The sequence below is a fragment of the Microcystis sp. M015S2 genome (genome assembly GCF_020245945.1).
Lineage (GTDB): Bacteria > Cyanobacteriota > Cyanobacteriia > Cyanobacteriales > Microcystaceae > Microcystis.
This window is the reverse complement of the sequence record NZ_JADBTX010000018.1, coordinates 1-24329: the sequence shown is the minus strand read 5'-3', so window position 1 is coordinate 24329 and position 24329 is coordinate 1. Positions and strand designations below refer to the sequence as shown.

24 protein-coding genes are annotated in these 24329 nt (G+C 43.2%); 16 read left to right on the top strand and 8 right to left on the bottom strand.

Annotated features, from left to right (window positions below):
• Positions 1-24: 24 nt before the first annotated feature.
• The 6 genes from IM473_RS04115 (at position 25) to IM473_RS04090 (ending at position 9208) form a co-directional block, all read left to right on the top strand.
• Positions 25-1212 (top strand): type III polyketide synthase, encoded by a 1188-nt coding sequence (locus tag IM473_RS04115; RefSeq protein WP_287658754.1) that lies wholly within the window; start codon positions 25-27, stop codon positions 1210-1212.
• A 43-nt stretch (positions 1213-1255) separates the two neighbouring features.
• On the top strand, positions 1256-3157 hold the full coding sequence (locus IM473_RS04110; RefSeq protein ID WP_287658753.1) for an ATP-binding cassette domain-containing protein: 1902 nt from the start codon (positions 1256-1258) through the stop codon (positions 3155-3157).
• Positions 3158-3183: 26 nt separating this feature from the next.
• Positions 3184-4743 carry an HlyD family secretion protein gene (locus IM473_RS04105; protein ID WP_287658751.1) on the top strand — a complete coding sequence of 520 codons (1560 nt, stop codon included), beginning with the start codon at positions 3184-3186 and terminating at the stop codon, positions 4741-4743.
• A gap of 659 nt (positions 4744-5402) precedes the next feature.
• A complete protein-coding gene (locus IM473_RS04100) occupies positions 5403-6626 on the top strand; it encodes a methionine gamma-lyase family protein (RefSeq protein WP_287658748.1) in 1224 nt (407 codons plus the stop codon).
• 192 nt (positions 6627-6818) lie between these two features.
• Positions 6819-7634, top strand: coding sequence for a prohibitin family protein (locus IM473_RS04095; RefSeq protein WP_287658747.1), 816 nt, complete (start codon positions 6819-6821; stop codon positions 7632-7634).
• 311 nt (positions 7635-7945) lie between these two features.
• Positions 7946-9208 carry a vWA domain-containing protein gene (locus tag IM473_RS04090; RefSeq protein WP_287658746.1) on the top strand — a complete coding sequence of 421 codons (1263 nt, stop codon included), beginning with the start codon at positions 7946-7948 and terminating at the stop codon, positions 9206-9208.
• Here the strand turns inward: IM473_RS04090 and IM473_RS04085 are convergent.
• Positions 9202-10104: a DMT family transporter gene (locus tag IM473_RS04085; RefSeq protein ID WP_287658745.1), complete on the bottom strand. Its 903-nt coding sequence runs from the start codon at positions 10102-10104 to the stop codon at positions 9202-9204. The two genes, IM473_RS04090 and IM473_RS04085, sit on opposite strands and share 7 nt — an antisense overlap.
• A 151-nt stretch (positions 10105-10255) precedes the next feature.
• On the opposite strand from IM473_RS04085, the gene IM473_RS04080 reads away from it, so the two are divergent.
• Positions 10256-10648 (top strand): pre-16S rRNA-processing nuclease YqgF, encoded by a 393-nt coding sequence (locus IM473_RS04080; RefSeq protein ID WP_016515004.1) that lies wholly within the window; start codon positions 10256-10258, stop codon positions 10646-10648.
• Between the two features lie 39 nt (positions 10649-10687).
• A complete protein-coding gene (gshA, locus tag IM473_RS04075) occupies positions 10688-11842 on the top strand; it encodes a glutamate--cysteine ligase (RefSeq protein ID WP_287658744.1) in 1155 nt (384 codons plus the stop codon).
• 4 nt (positions 11843-11846) lie between these two features.
• On the opposite strand, the gene IM473_RS04070 is transcribed toward gshA, so the two are convergent.
• Positions 11847-12134: a YggT family protein gene (locus tag IM473_RS04070; protein WP_287658743.1), complete on the bottom strand. Its 288-nt coding sequence runs from the start codon at positions 12132-12134 to the stop codon at positions 11847-11849.
• 252 nt (positions 12135-12386) lie between these two features.
• Here IM473_RS04070 and fumC point away from each other — a divergent pair, with 252 nt between their 5' ends.
• Positions 12387-13790, top strand: coding sequence for a class II fumarate hydratase (fumC, locus tag IM473_RS04065; protein WP_287658742.1), 1404 nt, complete (start codon positions 12387-12389; stop codon positions 13788-13790).
• Positions 13791-13911: 121 nt separating this feature from the next.
• Here fumC and IM473_RS04060 read toward each other — a convergent pair whose 3' ends face one another.
• From IM473_RS04060 to map, 5 genes are all read right to left on the bottom strand, one after another.
• Positions 13912-16239 carry a WD40/YVTN/BNR-like repeat-containing protein gene (locus tag IM473_RS04060; protein WP_287658741.1) on the bottom strand — a complete coding sequence of 776 codons (2328 nt, stop codon included), beginning with the start codon at positions 16237-16239 and terminating at the stop codon, positions 13912-13914.
• Positions 16240-16373: 134 nt separating this feature from the next.
• A complete protein-coding gene (pth, locus tag IM473_RS04055; RefSeq protein WP_287658740.1) occupies positions 16374-17000 on the bottom strand; it encodes an aminoacyl-tRNA hydrolase in 627 nt (208 codons plus the stop codon).
• 49 nt (positions 17001-17049) lie between these two features.
• Positions 17050-17274 carry a DUF2811 domain-containing protein gene (locus tag IM473_RS04050; RefSeq protein WP_287658739.1) on the bottom strand — a complete coding sequence of 75 codons (225 nt, stop codon included), beginning with the start codon at positions 17272-17274 and terminating at the stop codon, positions 17050-17052.
• A 438-nt stretch (positions 17275-17712) separates the two neighbouring features.
• Entirely contained in the window at positions 17713-18114 is a 402-nt protein-coding gene (locus IM473_RS04045) for a universal stress protein (protein ID WP_287658738.1), read from the bottom strand.
• A 103-nt stretch (positions 18115-18217) separates the two neighbouring features.
• The gene (map, locus tag IM473_RS04040; protein ID WP_287658737.1) at positions 18218-19063 is read right to left on the bottom strand and encodes a type I methionyl aminopeptidase; all 846 of its coding nucleotides are present in this window, start codon (positions 19061-19063) and stop codon (positions 18218-18220) included.
• Positions 19064-19412: 349 nt separating this feature from the next.
• Here map and trxA point away from each other — a divergent pair, with 349 nt between their 5' ends.
• The 7 genes from trxA (at position 19413) to IM473_RS04005 (ending at position 23639) form a co-directional block, all read left to right on the top strand.
• The gene (gene trxA, locus IM473_RS04035; RefSeq protein WP_002765348.1) at positions 19413-19730 is read left to right on the top strand and encodes a thioredoxin; all 318 of its coding nucleotides are present in this window, start codon (positions 19413-19415) and stop codon (positions 19728-19730) included.
• A 33-nt stretch (positions 19731-19763) separates the two neighbouring features.
• The gene (locus IM473_RS04030) at positions 19764-20048 is read left to right on the top strand and encodes a DUF427 domain-containing protein (RefSeq protein WP_287658735.1); all 285 of its coding nucleotides are present in this window, start codon (positions 19764-19766) and stop codon (positions 20046-20048) included.
• A complete protein-coding gene (gene coaD, locus IM473_RS04025; protein ID WP_002758057.1) occupies positions 20045-20518 on the top strand; it encodes a pantetheine-phosphate adenylyltransferase in 474 nt (157 codons plus the stop codon). Before IM473_RS04030 ends, coaD begins: the two co-directional genes overlap by 4 nt.
• Positions 20519-20554: 36 nt before the next feature.
• Positions 20555-21214 (top strand): ATP synthase subunit B family protein, encoded by a 660-nt coding sequence (locus IM473_RS04020; RefSeq protein ID WP_004163116.1) that lies wholly within the window; start codon positions 20555-20557, stop codon positions 21212-21214.
• Positions 21215-21364: 150 nt separating this feature from the next.
• Positions 21365-22162, top strand: coding sequence for a hypothetical protein (locus IM473_RS04015; protein WP_287658734.1), 798 nt, complete (start codon positions 21365-21367; stop codon positions 22160-22162).
• A 127-nt stretch (positions 22163-22289) separates the two neighbouring features.
• Positions 22290-23132 carry a dihydropteroate synthase gene (folP, locus tag IM473_RS04010; protein WP_287658733.1) on the top strand — a complete coding sequence of 281 codons (843 nt, stop codon included), beginning with the start codon at positions 22290-22292 and terminating at the stop codon, positions 23130-23132.
• A gap of 48 nt (positions 23133-23180) precedes the next feature.
• Complete coding sequence (locus tag IM473_RS04005) at positions 23181-23639, top strand: cupin domain-containing protein (protein ID WP_002800061.1); 459 nt, start codon at positions 23181-23183, stop codon at positions 23637-23639.
• A 17-nt stretch (positions 23640-23656) separates the two neighbouring features.
• On the opposite strand, the gene IM473_RS04000 is transcribed toward IM473_RS04005, so the two are convergent.
• Entirely contained in the window at positions 23657-23857 is a 201-nt protein-coding gene (locus IM473_RS04000; RefSeq protein ID WP_079207132.1) for a hypothetical protein, read from the bottom strand.
• Positions 23858-24329: the final 472 nt, after the last annotated feature.

Sequence of the window (24329 nt, the reverse complement as noted above, 5' to 3'; positions counted from 1 at the left end):
CCTAAACTGGTTCTGATATTTGCCATGCAATCTTCTCAGTTTTTACCTGTCATTGAAAGTCTCGCCACTGGCACTCCGGGCAATCTTGTCCAACAAACTGATGCCGCTAAATTTTTAGCTAACCTCAAAGGTCTAGAGAAGAATCAACATCGTATCGAAAAAATCTACGAACATACCCGTATTGACACTAGGCATCTAGCGATTAATTTATTAACCGAAGAAACTGTTAACTTTAGTCGAGAAAAGGGAACTATTGAACAACGAATGCAAATGTACGAAAAATATGGGCTTCCCCTAGCAGAAGATGTGACGAGAAGAGTGCTTTTAGCCGCATCGGAGCAACAGAAAAAGCATAATCCTTTGAGTACAGAAAAGATCGAGGATTCTATTGGTCTAATCGTATTCGTCACCAGTACGGGTTTTGTGGCTCCGGGTATAGATGCTCAATTAATTAAAAGTTTAGGACTTCGACGCAACATTGCTAGAGTGCCAGTTAATTTTATGGGTTGTGCAGCCGCAATGAATGGTTTACGAGTAGCCTGTGATCATGTAAGAGCCAACCCTGAGCATAAAGCTTTAGTAATTTGTTTAGAATTAAGTTCTATTAATGCCGTTTTTCAAGATGATTTAAATGACATTATCATTCATAGTATTTTTGGTGATGGTTGTGCGGCAGTAGTAATCGGAGCCTACGAACCAGAACAAATACAAGGTCGAGGAAAATTTATCATTCGGGATAATTTTAGTTATCTGGCTGAAAATACCGAAGACGGGATTACCTTAGGCATTAGAGACAATGGTATTACCTGTCTGCTGTCCCGTCAATTACCTGATTATATTGAGTCTGGTGTCGGTCGAATTATTACTAATTTTCTGAATAGTCATGAGATAACCAAGGAAGATATTGATTTATGGATGGTTCACCCTGGAGGGACAAAAATTATTGAAAAAGTGCAACTTTCCCTAGATTTAAATGATGAACAAGTGGCCGATAGTTGGGGAGTTCTCCGTCAATACGGCAACCTACTTAGTTGTGCGGTTTTATTTGTAATGGAACGCATGATCTTAAGATTAGAACAAGGATGTGGGACGCAAGCTCTTAAACAAAATAAGAGCGGAGTTACTCGTAAAAACGCCGCATCTTTGACAGGTTTGGCCTTCTCTTTTGCCCCAGGAGTTGGTATTGAAGGAATTCTCCTAGAAAAGATTTAACCCCACCCTTGAAAATCTATCACCCGACAGGAGGACAAACTTAATGGAATTTTTGAGATTTTTGCTGGCCATATCCTGGAAACATATCACTATTGCTATCGTAGCAGGTTTAGTTAGCGGTGTTGGCAACGCTCTTTTAATTTCTTTGATTAATCGAGAAGTCCATGAGGGTCATGCGGTCAATGCTCTACAATACTTTAGCATCTTGGCCATATTTATTATAGTGACCAGCATTATCTCGCAATTTATGCTGATTTTTCTCTCACAGAATGCTATCTATGAACTGCGAGTCAAATTGAGTAAAAATATTTTGTCCTCTCCTTTAGAACATCTAGAGAGACTGAAAGAAAATCGTCTTTTGGTTAGTTTTACCGATGATGTTCATACCCTAACTCATGCAGTGGCATCCGTGCCGAATATCTGTGTGGATTTTGCTACAGTTGTCGGCTGTTTCGTTTACTTTGCTTGGCTATCTAATGCCCTTTTCGTCTTAACGATAGCTTCTACTGTTAGTGCCATCTGGTTTGTGCAAACGATCCTGAATAAAGCCGAACGTTTATTTTTTAAGTCGAGGGAAGAAGAAGACACCCTATTTAAGGATTTTAAAGCCTTGATGAGCGGCATCAAAGAACTCAAGCTCAATCAGTCCAAAAGGCAGGCTTTTATGGAGAAGGAATTGCAGAGTAGTGCTGTACGGCTTCGGCAACTAAATACCAAAGCGATGAAAAGATTTGCGATCGCTAACGGGTTTGGACAACTATCTCAGTTTCTCAGTTTGGGATTTATTCTGTTCATTCTACCTTTGTTTTTAGACATTCCTTTAACAATGTTGGCCGCCTATGTTTTAATTGGTACTTTCATCGCCTTGCCAATGCAGAATATGCTCAATCGCATTCCTGAATTAGTCCGGGGAAATATTGCCCTGCGAAAAATTGAAAGGATGAAATTATCTCTCTCCAGTCTCTCGGAAGCAGATACCCTAGTTTTATCCATCAGTCCCTCCTGTCAACTACAATTTCAAGCTGTCACCTATCTCTATCACCCAGAATTACCACCTTTCCCCCCCGAAGGTTCTCCCGAAGGCCATCCACCTTTCCCCCCCGAAGGTTCTCCCGAAGGCCATCCACCTTTCCCCCCCGAAGGTTTCCCCGAAGGCCATCCACCTTTCCCCCCCGAAGGTTTCCCCGAAGGCCTTTCTCAAGATTTTGCCAATAGTTTACCGGCACTGGTACCAGAATCCCCCTCTTCCGAGAGGAAACTAATTCCCTTTCCATCCCATCCCCCCTATTCTCAAAAAGGCAACCCACCACCACCGCCAAGGACAGATGAAAAGGGGTTTCTGCTCGGACCAATTAGCTTTTCTTGGCAACCAGGGGAACTGATCTTTATTATTGGCGGCAATGGCAGCGGCAAGTCAACTTTAGCTAAACTAATTACAGGACTATACCCACCCCTATCGGGAGCAATTTATCTCAATGGTAAACGTATTACCCAAGATAATGTGGAGTGGTATCGTCAACATTTCTCGGCAATTTTCTATGATTTTTACTTATTCGATAGTTTTCTCGGTTTTGATCGCCCCAATCTCGATCAAGAGGTAGAAAATTATCTGATACAACTGCAATTAGCCCATAAAGTTACGGTCAAAAATGGAGTTTTATCCACCACAGAACTATCTCAAGGACAAAGGAAACGACTGGCTTTATTAACAGCCTATTTAGAAGATCGTCCTATCTACCTGTTTGATGAATGGGCCGCCGACCAAGAACCCCGTTTTAGGGAACTATTCTATAAACAGATACTGCTACAACTGAAAGAAAGAGGAAAAATAGTTATTGTTATTAGCCATGATGAGCGCTATTTTCATCTAGCCGATCATATTATTAAGCTCGATTATGGTGCTGTGGAATCGGAACAGACTGTTCAACAATCAGGTTCTCTCTAAATTAACCCACCAGTTTCTTACTCACTATGTCAGATAGTTCCTCCTTCCAAAAACTTAACAAACAGCCCGCAATTAGCTGGGTATTGGGATTACTAGCTTTATTTTTAGCCATTGGTGGTATTGTTCTCGCCTATCGTCAGTTTGGGCATACCCCCCACCGGGATAGTTCCCGTCCGCTGCCTGTAGCCGTGGAAGAGACGGATCTAACGATCATCGTTTCCGCTAATGGCACTGTGGAACCGGAAAAAGTGGTTAATGTTAGCCCTAAAACAGCAGGAATTTTGAAGGAACTGCTAGTAGATGAGGGTTATACTGTCAAAAAAGGACAGATAATTGCTAAAATGGACGATTCTGATTGGCAGGGTCAATTATTAGAATCCCAGGGCAAACTAGCGGCAGCCCAAGCTAATCTCCGCAAACTAATCGCCGGTAATCGTCCCCAAGAAATCGCTCAGGCCCAAGCGAAACTGGAAGAAATAGAAGCAAACCTACAAAAATTGATGGCTGGTAATCGTTATCAGGAAATTGCCCAAGAAAAAGCTCGTTTAGAAGGTTTAAAAGCCATTTTCAAAAAATCTGATGATGAATATCGTCGCAATCAGCTACTTTTCAACGAAGGAGCCATATCTCAACAGACTTTAAACGAAAAACTGGCAACCAGGGATAGCGCCCAGGCTGCCGTGATTGAATCCCAAGAAAAGCTATCTCTCCTGAAAGAAGGAACTCGCTCGGAAGAAATTGCTCAAGCACGGGCGGAAGTGAGAAATCAACAACAGGTCTTAGACCTTCTCCAAGCAGGAACAAGACAGGAGGAAATCGATCAAGCTCGGGCGGAGGTGACTACTGCTCAGGGTTCTCTACAAAATGTCAAAACTCAGATTGAGGATACCATCATTAAAGCACCCTTTGACGGGGTGGTTACTTTTGTCTACGCTGAACCGGGGGCCTTTGTCGCTCCTACTACGACCGGCAGTTCCGTATCTTCGGCCACTTCTTCCTCGATTTTATCCCTGGTTTCACAAAATGAAGTGGTCAGCAATGTAGCAGAAAAAAACATTGATAAGATCCGGGTTGGGCAAAAGGTGACGGTTACAGCCGATGCTTATCCAGATAAGGTATTTCATGGACGAGTCTCTCTGATTGCCACCCAGGCAACGGTAGAACAAAATGTCACCAGTTTTGAAGTGAAAGTGACCCTAGAAGAAAAGGCGGCCAGGGAATTGAAAGCGGGAATGAATGTTTCCACCGATTTCCAAGTCGGCCAACTGAAAAACGCTTTAACCGTGCCAACTATTGCCGTTACCCGTCAAAACGAGCAAACTGGTGTTTTTGTTGGCGCACCTAACCAACCACCCCGATTTGTCCCCATTACCACGGGCGTTACTATCGGCAATCGTACCGAAGTCAAAAGCGGACTCGATGGCTCCGAACATATCCTAATTAATCCACCCTCGGACACCCGACCACCCCAGGGTTTTTCTTGGCAAAGTCTCTTTGGTGGTGGGGGGAATGAACCTGCTGCCGGTGGCCCTCCCCCCGGTGCCCCACCACAGGGAGCCTCACCCCCCCCAAGTGGGCCGCTCTAATCATTCCTATTGTCAACCTTGGCAGCTGTTTTCAGCGGAAGGATTGACGTTGTAAGATCAGTAGGCTTGTTGACAATCCCCGAAGCGCTCAGGCGAGGGATTCTTGAGCTAATCACTGCGCTTTCTGGTTTCCCCTACTCACGTCTTACACGATTATGTCCTATCCGAACCTACTAGAATATCACTTGTTATCTAGTTGTCCACTTGTGGATAGCTCTCCAAGCGTTTTGGTCTTTCAACCAAGATTCGGGTATGCCTTACCCTATCTGCCTTACGGCAAAATGTTCTTAGTTTATTTCAGTCTTGGAAAAGACTTACTCCCCTGTTTTAAGAGTTTTCGGGTGGCTCTTGTCTTCTTTTTTCTCCTCAAAAGTGCCGTACTATTGCAACGGGATTTCCACGATGTGAGCGGCATTTCAACCTGTTGACTCTTAGATTTTAACACAACTGTTTAGAGTTGTGCTTCGTGTCACTGAGCCTTGACATTGAGCCTTGACATTGAGCCTGTCGAAATGTGTCGAAATGTGTCGAAATGTGGACACTGAGCCTGTCGAAGTGCTGTTCTATATTGGTCGGCTTTTCATCTCCGAGGTAAAACCGAGAGTTTCTTCAAGCCGACATTTAAGGTAAATGCAATACAGATCAGAATCTATTGTTTGATGGATATCCCCTCTCTACTCCACAGGGCAGAAAAGGCCCTACTCCCCATCTTTTCGGAAATTGACGCACAGGTCAAGGAAAATCTCCGTCAAGTCCTCTGCGCTTTCCGTGAAAACCGCGTCGGGGTGCATCATTTTGCTAGTGTTAGCGGTTATGGTCATGATGACTTGGGACGGGATACTTTAGATCAAGTGTTCGCCCAAGCCCTGGGGGCTGAAAAGGCGGCGGTGCGGGTACAATTTGTTTCAGGAACCCATGCGATCGCCTGTGCCTTGTATGGGGTTCTTCGACCGGGGGATGAGATGTTAGCGGTAGCTGGTGCGCCCTACGATACCCTAGAGGAAGTAATCGGGATTAGGGGCAGTGGTCAAGGCTCTTTAAAGGATTTTGGCGTTAGTTATCGGCAATTAGAGCTAGATTCTACCGGTGCGATCGATTGGTTGGCCTTGGCAACAGCAGTTAAACCCCAAACCCGTTTAGTACATATTCAAAGGTCTTGCGGTTATTCGTGGCGATCGAGTTTGTCTATTGACGAAATCGAGAGAATTGTCGGTATAGTTAAACAACAAAACCCGAATACGGTCTGTTTTGTCGATAATTGCTATGGAGAATTTATCAACACCCAAGAACCCACCGACGTGGGGGCAGATCTGATGGCCGGTTCTCTAATTAAAAACCCCGGAGGTACAATCGTCACGGCCGGGGGATACATAGCAGGTAAAGCGGAATTAGTGGAAATGGCCTGCTATCGTCTGACAGCACCTGGAATCGGTAGCGAGGGAGGGGCAACTTTTGACCAAAATCGTCTTCTTTATCAGGGATTGTTTCTAGCGCCGCAAATGGTGGGAGAAGCGATGAAAGGCAGTCATTTAATTGCCTATGTGGGCGATAAGTTGGGTTATCCGGTCAATCCCGCTCCTTTTGTGCCTCGACGCGATATTATTCAAGCGATTAAACTCGGTTCCCCCGATAAGCTGATTGCCTTCTGTAAAGCCATTCAAGCCTATTCTCCCATCGGTTCCTATCTAGATCCCGTTCCTGCCCAAATGCCGGGCTATGAGAGCCAAGTAGTGATGGCTGGTGGCACGTTTATCGATGGTAGCACCTCGGAATTCTCCGCCGATGGACCGCTACGGGAACCCTATATCGTTTTTTGTCAGGGGGGAACCCATTGGACTCATATTTCCCTGGCCCTAGAACAAGCGATCGCTGCTTTATCTTAAACGGTTCCTCTCACTTTCCTTCTCTCCCTTAGTTAAAGTCCTCATACCTTTAATAGTATTATTAACTCCCAATCGAACTTTAAAAACTCAGTTATGGATTGTTTCTCCTCACTCCCCACTTTCCCATACTTTTTAAACAGGATTATAATAACAGTGGTACGATAAAACCGATCAAATATCTAAGGAGTTATCATGAATTACAATCGCAATATAATACCATTAATGGCGGGGGGAATTTTAATATTAGCCATTACTACCGTACTGCGCCCTTTTGTTATTATTGATACTGGCGAACGCGGCGTTGTCATGTACTTTGGCAAAGTGCAAAAACAAATCCTCGATGAAGGAATTCATCCTGTTATACCGATTGTCACCAAGATCAAGACCCTCAACGTTCGAGTGCAAACAACGGAAGTAAAGGCAAAAGGATCTTCCAAAGATTTACAAGATGTGGAAACAACTATTATCGTTAACTGGCACATCGACCCCGACCAAGTTAATCAGATTTATCAACAAGTTGGCGATATCAATGTGATTGTCTCTGGTATTATAAATCCAGCAGTATCGGAAATTGTCAAAGCGGCAACAGCACAACGTCCCGTACAAAATATCTTGCAAGAGCGAGGAGAACTCAAACGTGAAATTGACACTTCCCTCGCCCAAAGATTAAGACGTTATGGGATAATTATCAATGATGTATCTCTCGTTAATTTTGGTTTTTCTGAAGAGTTTAACGCGGCGATTGAAGCCAAACAAGTAGCAGAACAAAAGGCACAAGAAGCTGCTTTTCGCGCACAACAAGCAGAACAGGAAGCGAAAGCAGAAATCAACCGTGCGAAGGGACAGGCAGAAGCTCAAAAACTATTGCGCCAAAACCTAACAGCAGAAATTTTACAACAACGAGCAATCGAAAAGTGGGATGGACGTTTTCCTGTCGTCATGGCTGGTTCAGGCTCCCTTCCCCTGATCAATATCGATTCCAATTTGTTATCATCTCAAAAAAAGTAAATAACTTTAGTTTGCGTTAAAGAGATTTTGCCATGACTTCCACGAAAGAATAGGGACGACTGGCTAAGGTAAAATTTCCCACAAGAACTGCGGGGGCTGCATCTTAACTTTGTAAAAACATCGACAATCGAGAATTATCAGTGATTCTTAAATTATTCCCAATATATGAACAACCGCAGGTGAGTATCGTAGATTGACAAAAATGAGATGCAGCCACTTCTCGAATTGGTTTAACTCGATGCCGGACGGGAAAATAACCACAAATCTAACTATACTCATTACAATATAAATATCAACGACCACAAGCTCTTATGCGGGTAATTCTAAAATCGGCCTTGAGTGACAGTAATATCGATGCTAATCAGAGCAGCAGTCAACGTCAACTGATGCTATCGATCGCCGCAACCAGTGAACAGATCAACACAAATTTACCGATTAATCTTTGTTTAGTTCTGGATCATAGCGGTTCTATGCAGGGAAAACCCCTAGAAACGGTCAAAAAAGCGGCTTTCAGTTTAATAGAATCCCTCGGGGTTAATGATCGTCTCTCGGTGATAGCTTTCGATCATCGCGCTAAAGTTATTCTTCCCTCCCAATCGCGACAGGATGATCTGACGTTAATTCGCTCAAAAATTCAACGATTACAAGCGGGAGGAGGTACGGCGATCGATGAAGGGATAAAATTAGGTATTCAAGAAAGTTCCAGCGGCAGCAAAGGTTATGTGTCTCATATTTTTCTGCTTACCGATGGTGAAAATGAACACGGAGATAATCAACGCTGTTTAAAATTAGCCGCAGTAGCGGCTGAGTACGGTATCACCTTAAATACCTTCGGTTTTGGCGATCATTGGAATCAAGATATCCTAGAAAAAATTGCCGATATCGCCGGTGGAAGTTTATCCTATATCGAAAGACCCGAACAAGCTTTAATTGAATTTACTCGTCTGTTTAACCGTCTGCAATCTGTCCGGTTAACTAACGCTTTCCTGCAATTAGAATTAGATGCCCAGACTCATTTAGCCGACTTAAAACCCATTGCCCAAGTTGCCCCGGAAACCATAGAAATGAGCTTGCAAAAAGAGGGCAATTTTTACATCACCCGTTTGGGGGATTTAATGATAGATGAAGAAAAAATTCTCCTCCTCAATCTCTATATTGACCAAATTTCCCCTGGTACTCACACCATAGCTAAGGTGAAGATTCGCTACGATGATCCCGCTTCCGGTCAAAAAGGGCTAGAAACTGCGACTTTTAACCTTGATATCACCTCCCAAGCTCTCTATCAATCCCAATTAAACGAGCAAGTTCAGAAATCAATTCTGACTTTAGCCAAATATCGTCAAACCCAAATCGCTGAAGAAAAATTAAAAAAGGGCGATCGAGCAGCTGCTGCTACCATGCTACAAACCGCAGCCAAAACCGCTCTACAATTGGGAGAAAAAAATGCCGCCACTGTCCTCCAAACTAATGCCACCCGTTTACAGGTGGGAGAAGAATTGAGCGAGGGTGATTTAAAGAAAACCCGCATTATTGCTAAAACAAGACTACAAACCGATGGAGAAACCACTCATTGAAACAAAATCCCGATTCCCAGCAAAGCGATAATCACCCCGAAAATCGTCCGCAAGTTAATCCGATCCCCCATCATGGCCGCGATCGGTAAGACAAATAAAGGACTGGTGGCGGTGAGAGTTTGGGCAATAGCCACAGGAGAGAATTTTAAAGCAGTTTGCTGTAACCAAATGCCTAAAAACGTACTGCCGAAAGCGGTGACAATAATAATAGCAATCAGACGCAATGACCAGTTAATCGGTGGTGATGATTCTTGACGGCGAAAAAACATCAGAATTAACACTATTCCCGTCCCCGCTAACAGACGAAACAGGGCACTCTGCAAAGACGACATTCCCGACTCCACCAGTGCCTGACGAGATAAAACCGCTCCCACCGCTTGGGAAATCGCCGCAATTAAAGCCCAGAGAATTCCCTGCCGCCAGGGGCGTTGACTATTGATTTCAGGAGTTTTTTCGGAAATAACCCAAGCAACCCCGAAGATGGTCAAAATAATGCCAATATAAGCCGATATTTTGAGGGATTCCCCCAAAAAAGTCGCCGCTAGAATTGCCCCCAAAGGAGGCGAAAGGGTTTCTAACAGGAGGGTTTTTCGCGGTCCCAAATAATTGAGGGCGGTAAAATAGGCCGTGTCACCGATTCCTATACCAATTGCGCCACTTGTCAAGAGTATAAATACCGAACTTTGTTGATTAATACCGCGCCATTGTCCGGAAAGGGGCAGCGTCAGGGCAATTAAAGTGATCGCGACTACTCCTTTCAGAAAATTAAGCAATAAAGGCGGGATTTTCTGGCCTAATAGGCTATAAATCGCGGCAGAAATCGCCCAAAGCGCCGCCGTACTCAAAGCCGCTATCTCTCCCGTTAAATTTTCACCGAGACTAAATCCGTTGAGCATTATCATATTTGTCAGGAGACAGTATTAAGAAGACTCCGAGACTATTTTTATTTATTATCCCCACTTCCCACACCCCACACCCTTGACAATCAAGACAGTTGCTAATTTAGTGATTTAATAAAACCGACCACTGCTGCAGAAGATAAAAACTATGTGTATTCTCGGTTTTGATCCGGGTAAGGATAAATGTGGGATCGCGGTCAGGTCGTCGACGGGGAAAATTTATACCCATGAGGTGATAGCATCGTCACAAGCGATCGAGCGTTTAGCTAGTCTCTGTCAACAATATCCGATCGAATTATTGGTGATGGGGAATCAAACCACCTCAAAAAGTTGGCGCGAAAAAATTGCCGCTCGTGTCACCGTCCCGATTACTCTAGTAGATGAACGCAATAGTACCCTAGAAGCTCGCGATCGCTATTGGCAAATGTTCCCCCCCAAAGGATTACAGAAACTCATCCCCCAGGGGATGCGTCTTCCCGATCGTCCCATTGATGATATAGTGGCGATTCTGCTGATTGAACGTCATTTACAGTCCAAATAATGTCACACTACAAAATAGACACAGCAGGGTGGATTGACGATGCTCCTAAGTAAAGGTTTTGAAGTGGAAATGTACACCGGAACAGCAGCCGGAGAAATTATCGGTTTATCCGATCGCATTGTCAAGGATTTAGATGGTTTTGTCCGAGAACCGGATAGTCGTAACGTAGAATATACTACGGCTCCCATGACTAACTATGACCGTCTTTTATGCGCTACTTTAAAACCTCGTCTCGCTCTGCGGCGATATTTGCGTCGTTTAGGCGATTATACCCTCATCCCTGGCAGTACCCTCTCCTTGGGCGATAGTCAACATTTTTATCGCAGTGACCCCCACAATCCCTATCATGACTATATTGAACAGACCTACGGCACTAATGTAGTCACGGCCAGTATTCATATTAACGTCGGTATTAGCGATTATGAGGATTTAATGCGTGCCTGTCGCTTAATTCGCCTAGAAGCTCCTTTATACTTGGCTTTAAGTGCTTCTTCTCCCTTTCTCGACGGTAAAATCACCGGTTCCCATTCCCGTCGTTGGCAAGTTTTCCCCCAAACTCCCGCTTATGTTCCCCTCTTTGAAAGTCATAAACATTTTGTCACCTGGACTGAGGAACAATTAAAACTCGCTACGATGCAGAATGTTCGTCATCTCTGGGTGTCAGTACGTCCTAACGGTAGCAATCGTCCCTATAATCTCAATCGTCTAGAATTGCGAATTTGTGACCTGATTGCTAATCCTATTAGTTTATTAGCAGTTATGGCTTTTTTAGAGGCCCGTTTAACTCAACTTTTACAGGATACCCAATTAGACCCCTTAATTTTAAGTCAATTACCCAGCAGCAATCGCAGCGAGGATTTATTAACTTTAACCCAAGAAAACGAACAGGCCGCCGCGCGTTTTAGTCTTGATGCAACCCTGAGACATTGGTACGATGGCCGGGAAATCTTAGCTAGGGATTGGATTAAAGATCTCTATGTTCAAGTTTATCCGATCGCTAAAGAAAGGGGTTTTAGTTGTTTCCTCTCTCCCCTACAAAAAATCCTCCGCGAGGGTAACACTGCACAACAATGGTTAAAACAATCCGACCAGGGTATGGATGTTAAAAGTATTATCACACAGGCGATTCTTACCCTAGAAAAAGAGGAACGAGAGTTAGAACATAAATTATGTCAGCATATTCTAGTCGCTTAAATAATTATTTAAAGGCCATGGTAATTAAACCCTGTTGACCGAGAAGAATTTCCCGCAGCAGCGTACAAATTCCCACCCAAATAATTGGAGAAATATCAACTCCTCCCAAGGGTGGGATGAGTTTACGCACGGGGATTAAAAAAGGTTCTGTGGGCCAGGCAATAATATTAAAGGGAAAGCTATTTAAATCTACCTGTGGATTCCAAGTCAGCACGATCCTTAAGATAAACAAAAGGGTCATCAACCCTAAGATAATTCCCAATGTCCAACTTAATGCGATCGCTGTGTCCATAGTCTCCAATCCCGTCTTTTTTACCGATTATCTTCCCTAAAATATCACAGTTTTTGTCTCATTTAATCATCCTAATCGCCCCAGCACCCTGCCAGTTATTCTTGTAACCCTCCTGGGTAAAAATGCCGCCAGAAAAAGTCCCCATAGGGCTTGACAAACCAGCCAGACTTGACTTATACTTTTATTATAATGGGAATCCGTGTCGTCCTGGAGACCCTCTCTTTTCAGGCCAGATGCAGAAGTAACTTAAAGATGACAGAATTTCGCATCGAGAAAGACAGCATGGGAGAAATTCCCGTACCTGCCGATAAACTTTGGGGAGCGCAGACCCAAAGATCCCTACAATACTTTAGTATCGGTGATAATCTCATGCCCCGGGAGATGATCGGGTCCTATGCCATTCTCAAAAAAGCCTGTGCAATTGTCAATCAGCAAAAAAATCGTCTCAGTCAGGAGAGAAAAAACCTTATCTGTCAAGTCTGCGATGAAATTTTAGCCGGACAACACGCAGATAACTTTCCCCTCTACGTTTGGATGACGGGAAGTGGCACCCAATTTAACATGAACATCAACGAAGTCATCTCCAATCGTTGTAGTCAACTGACGGGGAATCCTCTGGGTAGCAAAACTCCCGTGGATCCCAACGATCATGTTAATATGTCCCAATCGACTAATGATTCCTTTCCCTCGGCCATGTATATTGCCGTTGCCTTGGCAGTCAAGGAAAAATTAATTCCCAGTCTGCAACTATTACGGAATAGTCTCGATGAAAAGGCGCAATTATGGGCAAATATAGTTAAAATTGGTCGCACTCACCTACAGGATGCCACCCCTTTAACCCTCGGACAAGAATTCTCCGGTTATGTGGGTTTATTGGATGATGGCAGCGATTGGCTAGAAAAATGTCTAGAAAAAGTCTATCGTTTATCCTTGGGAGGAACTGCCGTCGGTACGGGAATTAATGCTCCCCCAGATTTTGATCGAGATGTGGCTGCCGAAATCGCTAATCTGACCAAATTACCTTTTATTACCGCCCCTAATAAGTTTACCGTGCAAGGTTCCCACGATGCTCTAGTTTTCTTGAGCGGGGGATTGAAAACTATCGCTAGTTCCCTGTATAAAATTGCTAATGATATCCGTTTACTTAGCTGTGGTCCCCGTTGTGGATTAGGAGAATTACAGCTGCCAGAAAACGAACCGGGTTCTTCAATTATGCCGGGGAAAGTTAATCCCACCCAATGCGAAGCTTTATCGATGATAGCAGTGCAGGTGATGGCTAATGATTTAGCGGTGACGATGGGAGGCGCCGGAGGACATCTGGAAATGAATGTCTATAAACCGCTGTTGATTCATAATCTCATGCAGTCTATCCGGCTGCTCACTGATGGTTGCGGTAATTTCTGTCAGTTTTTGGTTCAGGGGATGACTGCTAATCAAAAACAAATTGAGACTTTTTTAAATCAATCCTTGATGCTGGTGACTGCCTTAAGTCCCGTGATTGGCTACCAAAAGGCTGCCTACGTCGCTCATTATGCCCTAGAAAAAGATTTAACTCTGAAAGTGGCAGCCTTGCAACTGGGATACATCGAGGAAGCGGATTTTGATCGCATTGTTGACCCCGCTAAGATGGTTAATCCCTACGTTGCCGATGGTTAATTGTCTGAGGGGATAACTGCTGTAAAAATCATGAGGTCGCAGGCAGGCACGGATTCCCATTATATATATAAGTATAAGGCAAGCGGCGGGATTTGTCAAGCCCCGCCGGTCAAAATTTCTCCTAAACTTGGGTGATGATAGCGAAGAAAACAAAGAGAAAAATCATAAATGCCCCTGCCATAGGGAAGAAGGATTTAGGAAGATTAATAACTTTCTCCAGTTTCAAGAAACCCACCAGAAAATAAGCGACGATTGCCAGGAGAATCGGGATAACTAAGCGTAGGATTGTGCCAAGGGGACCAGAGAAAAACTCACCGATTTTATAGCGGGGTGTATTTTCTTCCGCGTGAGGAGGAATAGTTGCACTTGTCCAAGTTTCTCCCCCATCGGTGGAACGAAAAACTGTAGTTTTAGCGCCACCAAAACCGAATAAAGTTTTATCTTGAGCGTAATTAGGAGAAAACCGGACTGAGATACCAGCGGAAGGGATACTATGAATTTTCACTAGGGGTATTTTAGGATCACCAATTGATTTAAAAGTTTCTCCTCCATCGGTAGATTTAAACAAACCATCTCCCTGTAAACTAACCATTACCGTGCGATCATTAGCATAATCAGGAGAGATAGCAATGGTTTCTACTGATGCTTGAGGATTAAACCCCGGTTTCTCTAATTTTGTCCAACTTTTAGCCCCATCTTTGGTGACAAACAAACCAGAAATTGTCCCAGCAAAAATAGTTCCATCGCTGGGATAATTGGGAGACATTGCCAACTGCACATTAGAGCTTTTTGATAGGGGGGTTCCTTGGCTGACATTTTTCCAAGTTAGTCCACCATCGACACTTTGATAAATACCCTCTTTTCCCGTGACAAACAAAGTTTTATCCTTAGCAAAATCGGGGGAAGCTACCATAGCAGGGGCATAATTACCAGAAATTCTGCCCACTTCACTAATATTTTTAACCGTATTTCCTCCATCGGTAGAACGAAATATTCGTCCCTGTTGATTGGTGAGAAAAAGAGTTTTATCCTTGGCAAAATCTGGAGAAGGAACTATTCTCGGACCGCGGACTCCTTCATCAATTTCGATAATTTTCCATAAATCACCACCGTTAGCGGATTTGGCAAATCTATTGCGTAAAAACCCAGCAAAAATAGTTCTATCTTCTCCATAGTTAGGAGAAAAGGCAATGTCAAAGAAACGCCGGGGATCCTGTCCTGATTCTTCGGTATCTTTACCAAGTCGATAAACCTCTAAACCGCGATTAATTGGTGTCCAAGTTTCCCCTTTATCCCGACTGATGAAGATATTACCTACATAATTAGCGATGACGACAGTGGCATCCTCGGCATAATTAGGAGAAACCGCCATGGCGATAACTGTTCCCCGGGCTAAAGTTTCTATTTGCTGCCATTGTTTGCCGCTATCCGTGGTTTTAAATAAGCCATTAAATCCCCCTAAAAACATCGTATCTTGAACTATTTTTAAATCCATAAAATGGGGAACTTTATAATCATCAGCTTGTGTATCTTTTGTTAAACCCTCGCTCATTTTTGTCCAAGTTTTCCCCCCATCTTGGGAAACATACATTCCGTCATACCAAGTGATGGCATAAAGGGTTGAATTTCGGGCGTAGTCGGGAGAAATAGCAATGTCTTCGATGATTTTATCTTTAATTCCTTCGTTAACAGCTTGGAAGGTTTTACCATCATCAACGGTTTTAAAAATACCTGCTTCTTTTGTACCGACAAAAAAGGTTTTATCCCTGTCTAGATTAGGAGAAAAAGCAATTGTATCCACTGCCCCCACATTAGCAGGTAAGGGGAGATTCTGCCAAGTTTTCCCCCCATCGGAGGAACTGTATAATTTACCTTCTTCATCCCCGAAAAAAATTCGCCCCGGATTGTTGGGGGTAATAGCTAGAGAGGTTATCAGTGCCGTGGTGGGGAAAATATTTGACCAATTTTTACCGCCATCTTCGGTTAAATAAACCCCTTTTTCTAATCCCACTGCCGCTACTATATTGGGATCGGAAGGGGCAATTTCTAGGAAGTTAATAAAGTTAGTTTCTAAACCCTGATTAACTTTCTGCCAAGATTCCCCCGCATCTTCACTTTTATAAATACCATCGGATCTTGAAGCTAGATAGAGAATATTTTTATTGAGGGGAGATAGGGATAAGGAACTTAATTCCCCCCTATAATCTAAACCTTGAATTAATCTTTTCCAGTTGCTACCTCCGTCGCTAGATTTATAAAAGTTATTTCGCACTAAGATATATACTGTATTATCTGTCTGGAAATCGGGAGAAACTTCCACTTGACTAATTACATCATGGGGACGATGGGCAAAAGCAGCATTACCCCAAAGACAAAAAACTGTAGCGATTATCAATAAAATGAGATTAAACTTGTGGGCGAATCTCAGCAAACTTTGGCGATTAATCATACTTAAACTGCTAATATCAAGGATAAAAATTGACCTAATCTAGCAAAGGGCGATCAAAATTTAAGCAAGGTTTCTGTAAGAGTATAGACGAAAATGGCGATTATAACCATTACTAAAATCAGGCTTATTTGCTATCAGCATAGATTAGAGCCAATCTCTACACTTTGATTATTGTAGAGACTCATTGCCTTTTGTAACCCTTGTTTGAGACCAAGTTCGATCGCTTTTCTGGACAAGTCTAACACTTTCAAGATCACTTGGTTTTCTTGGGGGGTGAATCGACCTAAAACGTGGGAAACAGTCGCCTTTTCGGTTGATTTACCGATTCCTATGCGTAAACGAGCGAAGTTTTCCGTGCCAACGTGGGCAATCATCGATTTAATACCGTTGTGTCCGCCCGCCGATCCCGATAGACGGATTCTCAACCGGCCTAGGGGCAGATCCATATCATCGTAAATGACTAAAATCGACTCTGGGGCTAGTTTATACCAGTCCAGCACCGATCGCACCGATTGCCCGGAGCGATTCATATAGGTTTGGGGTTTCAAGAGACGAATTTTGCCCGGGAGAGGACTGTCACCTTCGGCAATAAAACCTTGAAATCGCTTGTTTTCCTGCCAAGATAGCCCCCAATCCCGCGCTAATGAGTCCACAGCTTCAAAACCGATATTATGACGGGTGCGATCATATTTGGGTTCGGGATTACCCAAACCGATAATTAGCTGAGGAATGATTAAATTAGGGGTTTTATCGGAATTCATAGGGGAAAATCGGGCTTTTAACCATGACCCGACTCTTATTATCACTGAATTAGCACTCGGAGCGCTGGAACAAAGTTTCTAGATAAACCTTGGCATAGCTATTTTGCTCCTCAAAATTCATCCTTTCGGAGGATTGACAATTAAGTAGAAAAAATGACAAGGCCGCCGTAAACACACCATCTTGATCCCAACCGGGATGAGTTTCTAGATATTGTTGTAGGGATTGGTGGAGGATTTCGGGGATTTCTGCCAAGATACTGACTGATGTATTCATATCGTTTACCTCTAAATCTGAAGTGGGGAAATCCCTGACTGGTGCAGTGGACAGTAAGGACTATTGTGAGCCAAGTTGCGGGGAGTTGCAATATTACCAGATGTAAAGGAATGCTTTAGAAAAACTTAATATTTACGAGGGAATAAGGGTTAGAGCTAGATTTTATTTACTCAAATTAACAATAACTCAGTATCTATCGATGGGAATTTTGACAATCAAGATTAATTTTTTCTCGAAGCAAGTGCCGATTCTATCGCTGTTGCCTGTGGAAAAGTCTGGGTAAACTGTGGAAAACTTGGGAGTGAGTGGGGAAATACTGGGGAATGTATGGGGGAAAACATTGGGGAAAAATAAGATTTGCAAATTTTAGTCAGCAGTGATGCTCAAGACTACTTAGGCACTCTTGCCAGAGTACCTTTTCTAGCTGAATGCTGGCTGCTATGCTTTCACCACCAATACTGAACAGGTAGCTTCTGCCACCACGAGACTACTAACAGAATCTTCGATCACCCGTTGAACTCCCGTTAATCCCCGGCTGCCGATCACGATCAGATCAGCATGATAGATATTAGCTAAACGAATAATTTCCTCCGCTGGATCACCAAAGATGACCTCGATTTCACTAGGGGTAGCAATCTGGGATTGATAGCAGCGCAATTGATCTTCAATGATCTCACGGGAGGGGTGAGGGCGATCCACTGCCGATTCATCTCCCTCCTTGCCAAGGATATGGGTGAGTATGATGCAAGAATTTGCCGTTAGAGAAAGGTAATTCAAGGACTGAAGGACTCGATCCGATAATTCCCCACAATCTAAGGCAACAACGATATTTTTAAACATTTTGACTAAATCCTGCCGTTAAACAAACTTCCAATTAAGATTAAGGGGCAAAAAATCTTTTATTTTGCCATTATCTAAGGATAATAAGCCTAGATAGACAATTTTATAGGTTATTGCGCTCGGTTAAGATTTCGTAACCCGTGGCGGTTACTAAGACAGTATGCTCAAACTGAGCGGAGAGAGCATTATCCATCGTCACCACCGTCCAACGATCGCGCAAAGTTCTGGTATGTTTAGATCCCGCGTTGACAATTGGTTCAATTGCCAGAGTCATCCCGGCGCGGAGTTTGACATTGGGTAACTGATTAGTGCGAAAATTAAATACCGAGGGTTCTTCGTGGAGATTTCTGCCGACTCCATGACCGGTAAAATCTTCTACTACTTGGAAACCGTTAGCTTGAACGTGATCTTCGATCGCTCCCGCAATATCGAGCAGATAATTGCCCGCTTTTACCTGATTTATGCCTTTATATAAAGCTTCTTCCGCCACGCGGATTAATTTTTCGGTTTTTGGAGAGACGGAACCGATAGCGATCGTGATACAGGAATCCCCATGATAACCTTGGTAGTAGGCCCCCGTATCTACCTTTAACACAGAACCGGCTTTGAGGCGTTTTTTCGGGCTAGGGATACCGTGAACGACTTCGTTATCGACGGAGGCACAAATCGAGGCAGGAAAGCCATAATAACCTTTAAAACTGGGAGTAGCACCCATTTCGCGGATACGTTTTTCCGCATAGGCATCCAAATCCGCCGTCGTCATCCCGGGTTGAGCGATCTCAGCAATTTCTTTGAGGACTGTAGCGGCAATTTTACCCGCTTGTCGCATAATAACGATTTCTGTGGCGGATTTAGTTTCGATTCCCCGGCGGCTTTTCTGTACTCGCGGTGAACCTACTTGCTCTGGGGTTTTAGTTTCGGGAAAAAGCAGCTTGGTTAGGATGTTCATGGAGATTTGGCTCAGAGTCTTTACCTAACTTAGCATTTTCCCGGCGATCGATGACTGCTCTGGAGAAATCAAGGAACATCTAGAAAAAGAAAAGTCTCAAGGGGTGACAAGCAGATTGAAAGTGAAACAGGGTGTGGGGGTAAGGTGTAGGGAAAAACCTTGAGACTTTCCCCGAAATGAGGACGAGAGAATCAGGTTTAAGCTTAAGTAAGTTAATGAATTTGACGGCTGACAGCGAGGAGATTTTCCCCACACCCCACACCCAGCCTAGACTTCAACCTCGTTGTCACCCCTTCAGTAGAAAAGCTATAGTAGGGAAAAGGCTATTTTTCCGGCGAGGTGACAATTTATGGCAGTCAAAAAAGAGTTTTCCAGTTTTCAGGAACTGTTGCAAACCACTAATCTTCCCGTGTTAGTGGATTTCTATGCCACTTGGTGCGGTCCTTGTCAAATGATGGCTCCGATTCTAGAACAAACGGGAATGTATTTCAAAAATCGCCTACAAATTGTCAAAATTGATACAGACAAATATCCCAATTTAGCCACTAAGTACGGTATTCAAGCTTTACCGACTTTAGTAGTCTTTAAAAATGGTCAACCGATCGATCGAATCGAGGGAGTGGTGCAGGTTAACCAACTGGTTCAACATTTACAAACTCTGTTGTAAGATAATTTTGAACCAGAACTAGGAGTTAGTGTCATGGCAAAGGCGATTTGGAATGGTGCAGTGGTAGCGGAAAGCGATAACTGTGAAATTGTCGAGGGTAACTACTATTTTCCCCCCGATACCATCAAAGCTGAATATTTTCAACCCAGTAACACCCATACAATTTGTTCTTGGAAGGGAGAGGCTAGTTACTATACTCTCAGGGTAGATGGACAGAACAATAAAGATGCCGCTTGGTATTATCCCGATCCTAAGCCAAAAGCCCAAAATATCAAAGGATATATCGCTTTTTGGCGAGGTGTGCAGGTTGAGAAATGATCGCCATCTACCCCGGCAGCTTCGATCCAGTTACACTCGGTCATTTAGATATTATCGAACGCAGTGTGCCACTATTCGAGCGAGTAATCGTGGCAGTTCTCTGCAATCCCCATAAAAACCCCTTATTTACCGTCGAAAAACGCATAGAACAGATTAGCTACTGTACAAAACACCTGAAAAACGTTGAGATAGACAGTTTTTCAGGATTGACGGTTGAATATGCCAGATTGAAAGGGGCCAAGGTACTTTTACGGGGGTTGCGGGTCCTCTCGGACTTTGAAAAAGAACTGCAAATGGCACACACCAATAAAACCCTCTGGGAAGGGATCGAAACGGTTTTTTTAGCCACCACTAAAGAATATAGTTTTTTAAGCAGTAGCGTGGTTAAAGAAATCGCTCAATTCGGTGGCTCCGTCACCCATCTAGTCCCAGAAAACGTTTCTAGGGATATTTACTCATACTACAGTTAACATACTAGAATACAGCAATGAGGACGATCTGAACCTATGGCGCGCCGAGAACCTAATGATCGCAGAAAAGCAGTACCTAACACTTCTAATAGTGGGGTTCCCAGTCCACCCGTCGATTTCGATATCTATCAGGATTTGGCGCGTCTGCAAGAGATGATTTTTGATAGTTTCCATATCCCCCTCACCCGTTGGACAATCATCGATGAGGGACAGATAGCCGAACAGATCGATCTCATCTATGAAACCGTGCCACCCGCAGTACAGAAAGCTTTAGCAATTTTGCAGGAAGAACAGGAAATTATCACTAAAGCGGAGGAATACGCTCAACAAGTCCTTCGTTCCGCTCAACAAAGAGCGGCCCAAATTCTCGATGAGTCCGGTATTATTCAACAAGCAGAACGGCAAGCGGCCCAAATTCGTCAACGGGTTCAGCAGGAGTGTGAATCCTTGCAACAACAAACCCTCGATGAAATCGAACAGATGCGTCACAGCACCTTGCAGGAAGTGCAACAGTTACGACAAAAAACCCAAGCTGAATGTCATGAAATTCAAAAAGGCGCTGACGACTATGCCGAAGCGGTTTTAGAACATCTCGATCGAGAATTAGGGGAAATGTTACAAGTTATCCGCAACGGTCGTCAACAGGTAAGATCGAAACCAACATCGTCAAAAAATCTACCCGGAGAACGTCCTTAATCAGTTATCAGTTATCAGTTATCAGTTATCAGATGTAAGTTTTAAGTTAATTAGTTAGTTATCTTTATCCCTGATTACTCTTTACTATTTACCGATCGCTGAAAAGAACCAAACCTCCGATTCCTCACCGATAACTGATAACGGAATTTCATGAATAACTCCTCCTCGAATTCCCATCTATTCGGACGCTTTCTTAGCGGGTTATTCAGCTGGAAAATTTGGTTATTTGTCCAGATATTTCAAGGTAGTAAAAGCTTTTATCGATTCCTGTATCATTATTTATATCGTCGTCCTAAAATCGATCGCATTCTCGGTAGCGATGTCATCTATATTCCCGATAAAAAACTTTATAGCATTCCCCTCGATGTGGTGAAAATGGAGCAGCAAATGGTTAATAGTGATCGCCAGCAGTTGACTTCTATTACTACTTGGAAAGTTAAAACGATTCATCCCACCATCACCGAAACCGAGATACAATTCCACGATATTACCGTCGATTTACAACAGGTACACCTGATTAAATCCGATCTTAATAACTACGATTATACTAACACTCGCCGCTTGGCTCCTCTGGTGAAAACCTTACTTTTTGAAATTAACCCCCAAATTGCCAGTTTAGTAGAAAAGAGAAATCAATTACATAGACTGCGAAATCTGGCCGCATCTTCCGAAATTTTTCATTCACAAACTCCATTATATGATCGAGCAATTAATCAAGTCCAGCTAATTATTGATCAAGCGGAAACTTTGAGACAAGAATGTTTAAAATTTATCCGAGAAACCCTGATCGAACGGGAATTAGTCCAATCCGATATCGATACCAATCTCGTTGATTGTACCCTCGATTTTGCCAGTCAATATCAACTAATTGAAGAAAAATATCAACTCTGGAAAGAAGAAGTACAAGCTTATTTTCAATTAAAAGATTCTTCCCTACCTAAAAATTAACTATGACCATCAGTATTCAGGAGTCAGGAGCCAGTATTCAGGAGTCAGGAGATTATTTTTATTTATTCTCCCCACTTCATAATTCATAATTCATAATTCATATACTTTTTCAACAGGATTTAGTATTATGTCTAGTTTAACGGCAATTCGTGAACATATTTTTGCGTGGGGAAAACGCACCTATATCATGGGTGTTTTAAACGTTACTCCCGATAGTTTTAGTGATGGGGGAGAATTTGACAATGTTGAAAATGCCCTGCTACAGGCGATGAAAATGATCGAGGCCGGGGCTGATATAATCGATATCGGTGGTCAATCCAGCCGTCCGGGAGCCGAAGAAATTAGCCTAGAAGCAGAATTATCGCGAGTTATCCCCGTAATCACCGCTATTCGACAACAAAGTTCTATTCCTATCTCTCTCGATACCACCAGGGCGATCGTGGCAGCCCAAGGTATCGCCGCCGGGGCCGATTTGATCAATGATATTTCTGGGGGAACCTTCGATCGCCTATTATTGCCCACGGTGGCTAAATTGGCCGTTCCCATCATCCTCATGCACCTGCGGGGCAATCCGCAAACGATGCAATTCTTAACACATTATGATGATTTAGTCAAGGAAATTAAAGAATTTTTACAGAATCGCGTTAAGGAAGCTTTACAGTGGGGCATTGCTAGGGAAAATATTATCATCGATCCGGGGATTGGTTTCGCCAAAACTGGACGACAAAATCTTGAGTTATTGCGAGAATTAGGGCAATTTCGGGATTTAGGTTTACCTATTTTAATTGGATTGTCGAGAAAACGCTTTATCGGCGAGATTACAGGCAAAGATGACCCAAAAGAACGAGTTTTCGGAACGGCGGCGGCCTGTGCCATAGCGATCGCTAAGGGGGCCGATATCCTGCGCGTCCATGATGTGGCCGCGATCGTAGATGTGAGTAAAGTGGTGGACGCAATCGAGCGAAGTTGAAAATTTTTGCTAGTCTTAGAATCATCCACAGTTCGATCGAAATTAGCGATGAATAGCCAACTAACCAGCGATCATTGTATGTTACCCGTGATTCGATCTCCCCGGGATTATCAAGTTTTTCGCATTAGCGCTGGGGATACGAATCGTTTAGCGATCGTCTTCGATTCTACCGTAGCGGGGGATTCCTTGACCGTCTGTGTGGAAATTTTCGATCCCCACGGTTGCACCCCTACCCATCGTCATCATTTTGCCGTAGAAATGTTTTTTATCCTCAAAGGGGAAGGAATGGCTATCTGTGATGGTAAACCGATTCCCCTGGGGCCGGGGGATAGTTTATTAGTCCGTCCTACGGGTATTCACGAGATTAGAAATGTGGGGGACGGAAGACTTTATGCACTATGTTTTATGGTTCCTAATGAGGATTTTTCGGAATTAATTCGCAATGGTATCCCAGAGGAGTTAGACGCAGAAGATTTAGAGGTGTTGATGGGAACTATTAAAGGATAATCAAGCAATACCATCCCTTAAATTTTGGGCTTTTTTTCTAGAAAGAGGGCGATAAAAAAGGTAAAGGTTCCTCCCAGAAGTCCGAAGATTAGCCAATTTAATCTTGGATAGCCTTTATTGATAGCGATGACTGTAGCAATGCCACCGATGAGACAATGCCAGAAAAAAAGCAACAAGAATAAATCCAAACTGGGAGAAATATCAGCAATTAGTTTCATATTTTATCAGTAGAGCAATAGAGTTAATTGTTTAGATAGCAAATCTCTAGAATTTTTCCAATGACCGAGTCCCTGACCCGATTTTATGTTTATTTACATCTATAAGTATTTCTCTTATTTTTTTGTCCAAGGCCATTTTGTTCCCATCTCGGTTAAAGCTGAAAAAACTAGATAGAGAATGAGAAAAGCAACACAAAAGAAGAAAGTCAATAAGTCGTTATTCATCGAGTTATCCCTGATAGCTTAAAGGTCACTGATTCGCTACTATTCATTTGCCAACTACTTAGCAACTGCTATTTTTCTAGATTGTTGAAAAAGGTTTAATTATTGCTGCTGTTGTGCCAAATAGTTAAGCACTGTTTCCAGAGTTAAGTCTAAGCGTTCTGAGATTTGTTGCGGGGTTAAACCGAGGTCTTGCAGTAGAGAAATTGTTTTCAATTTTTGCAAGTTTATTCCCTGTTCAATTCCCTGT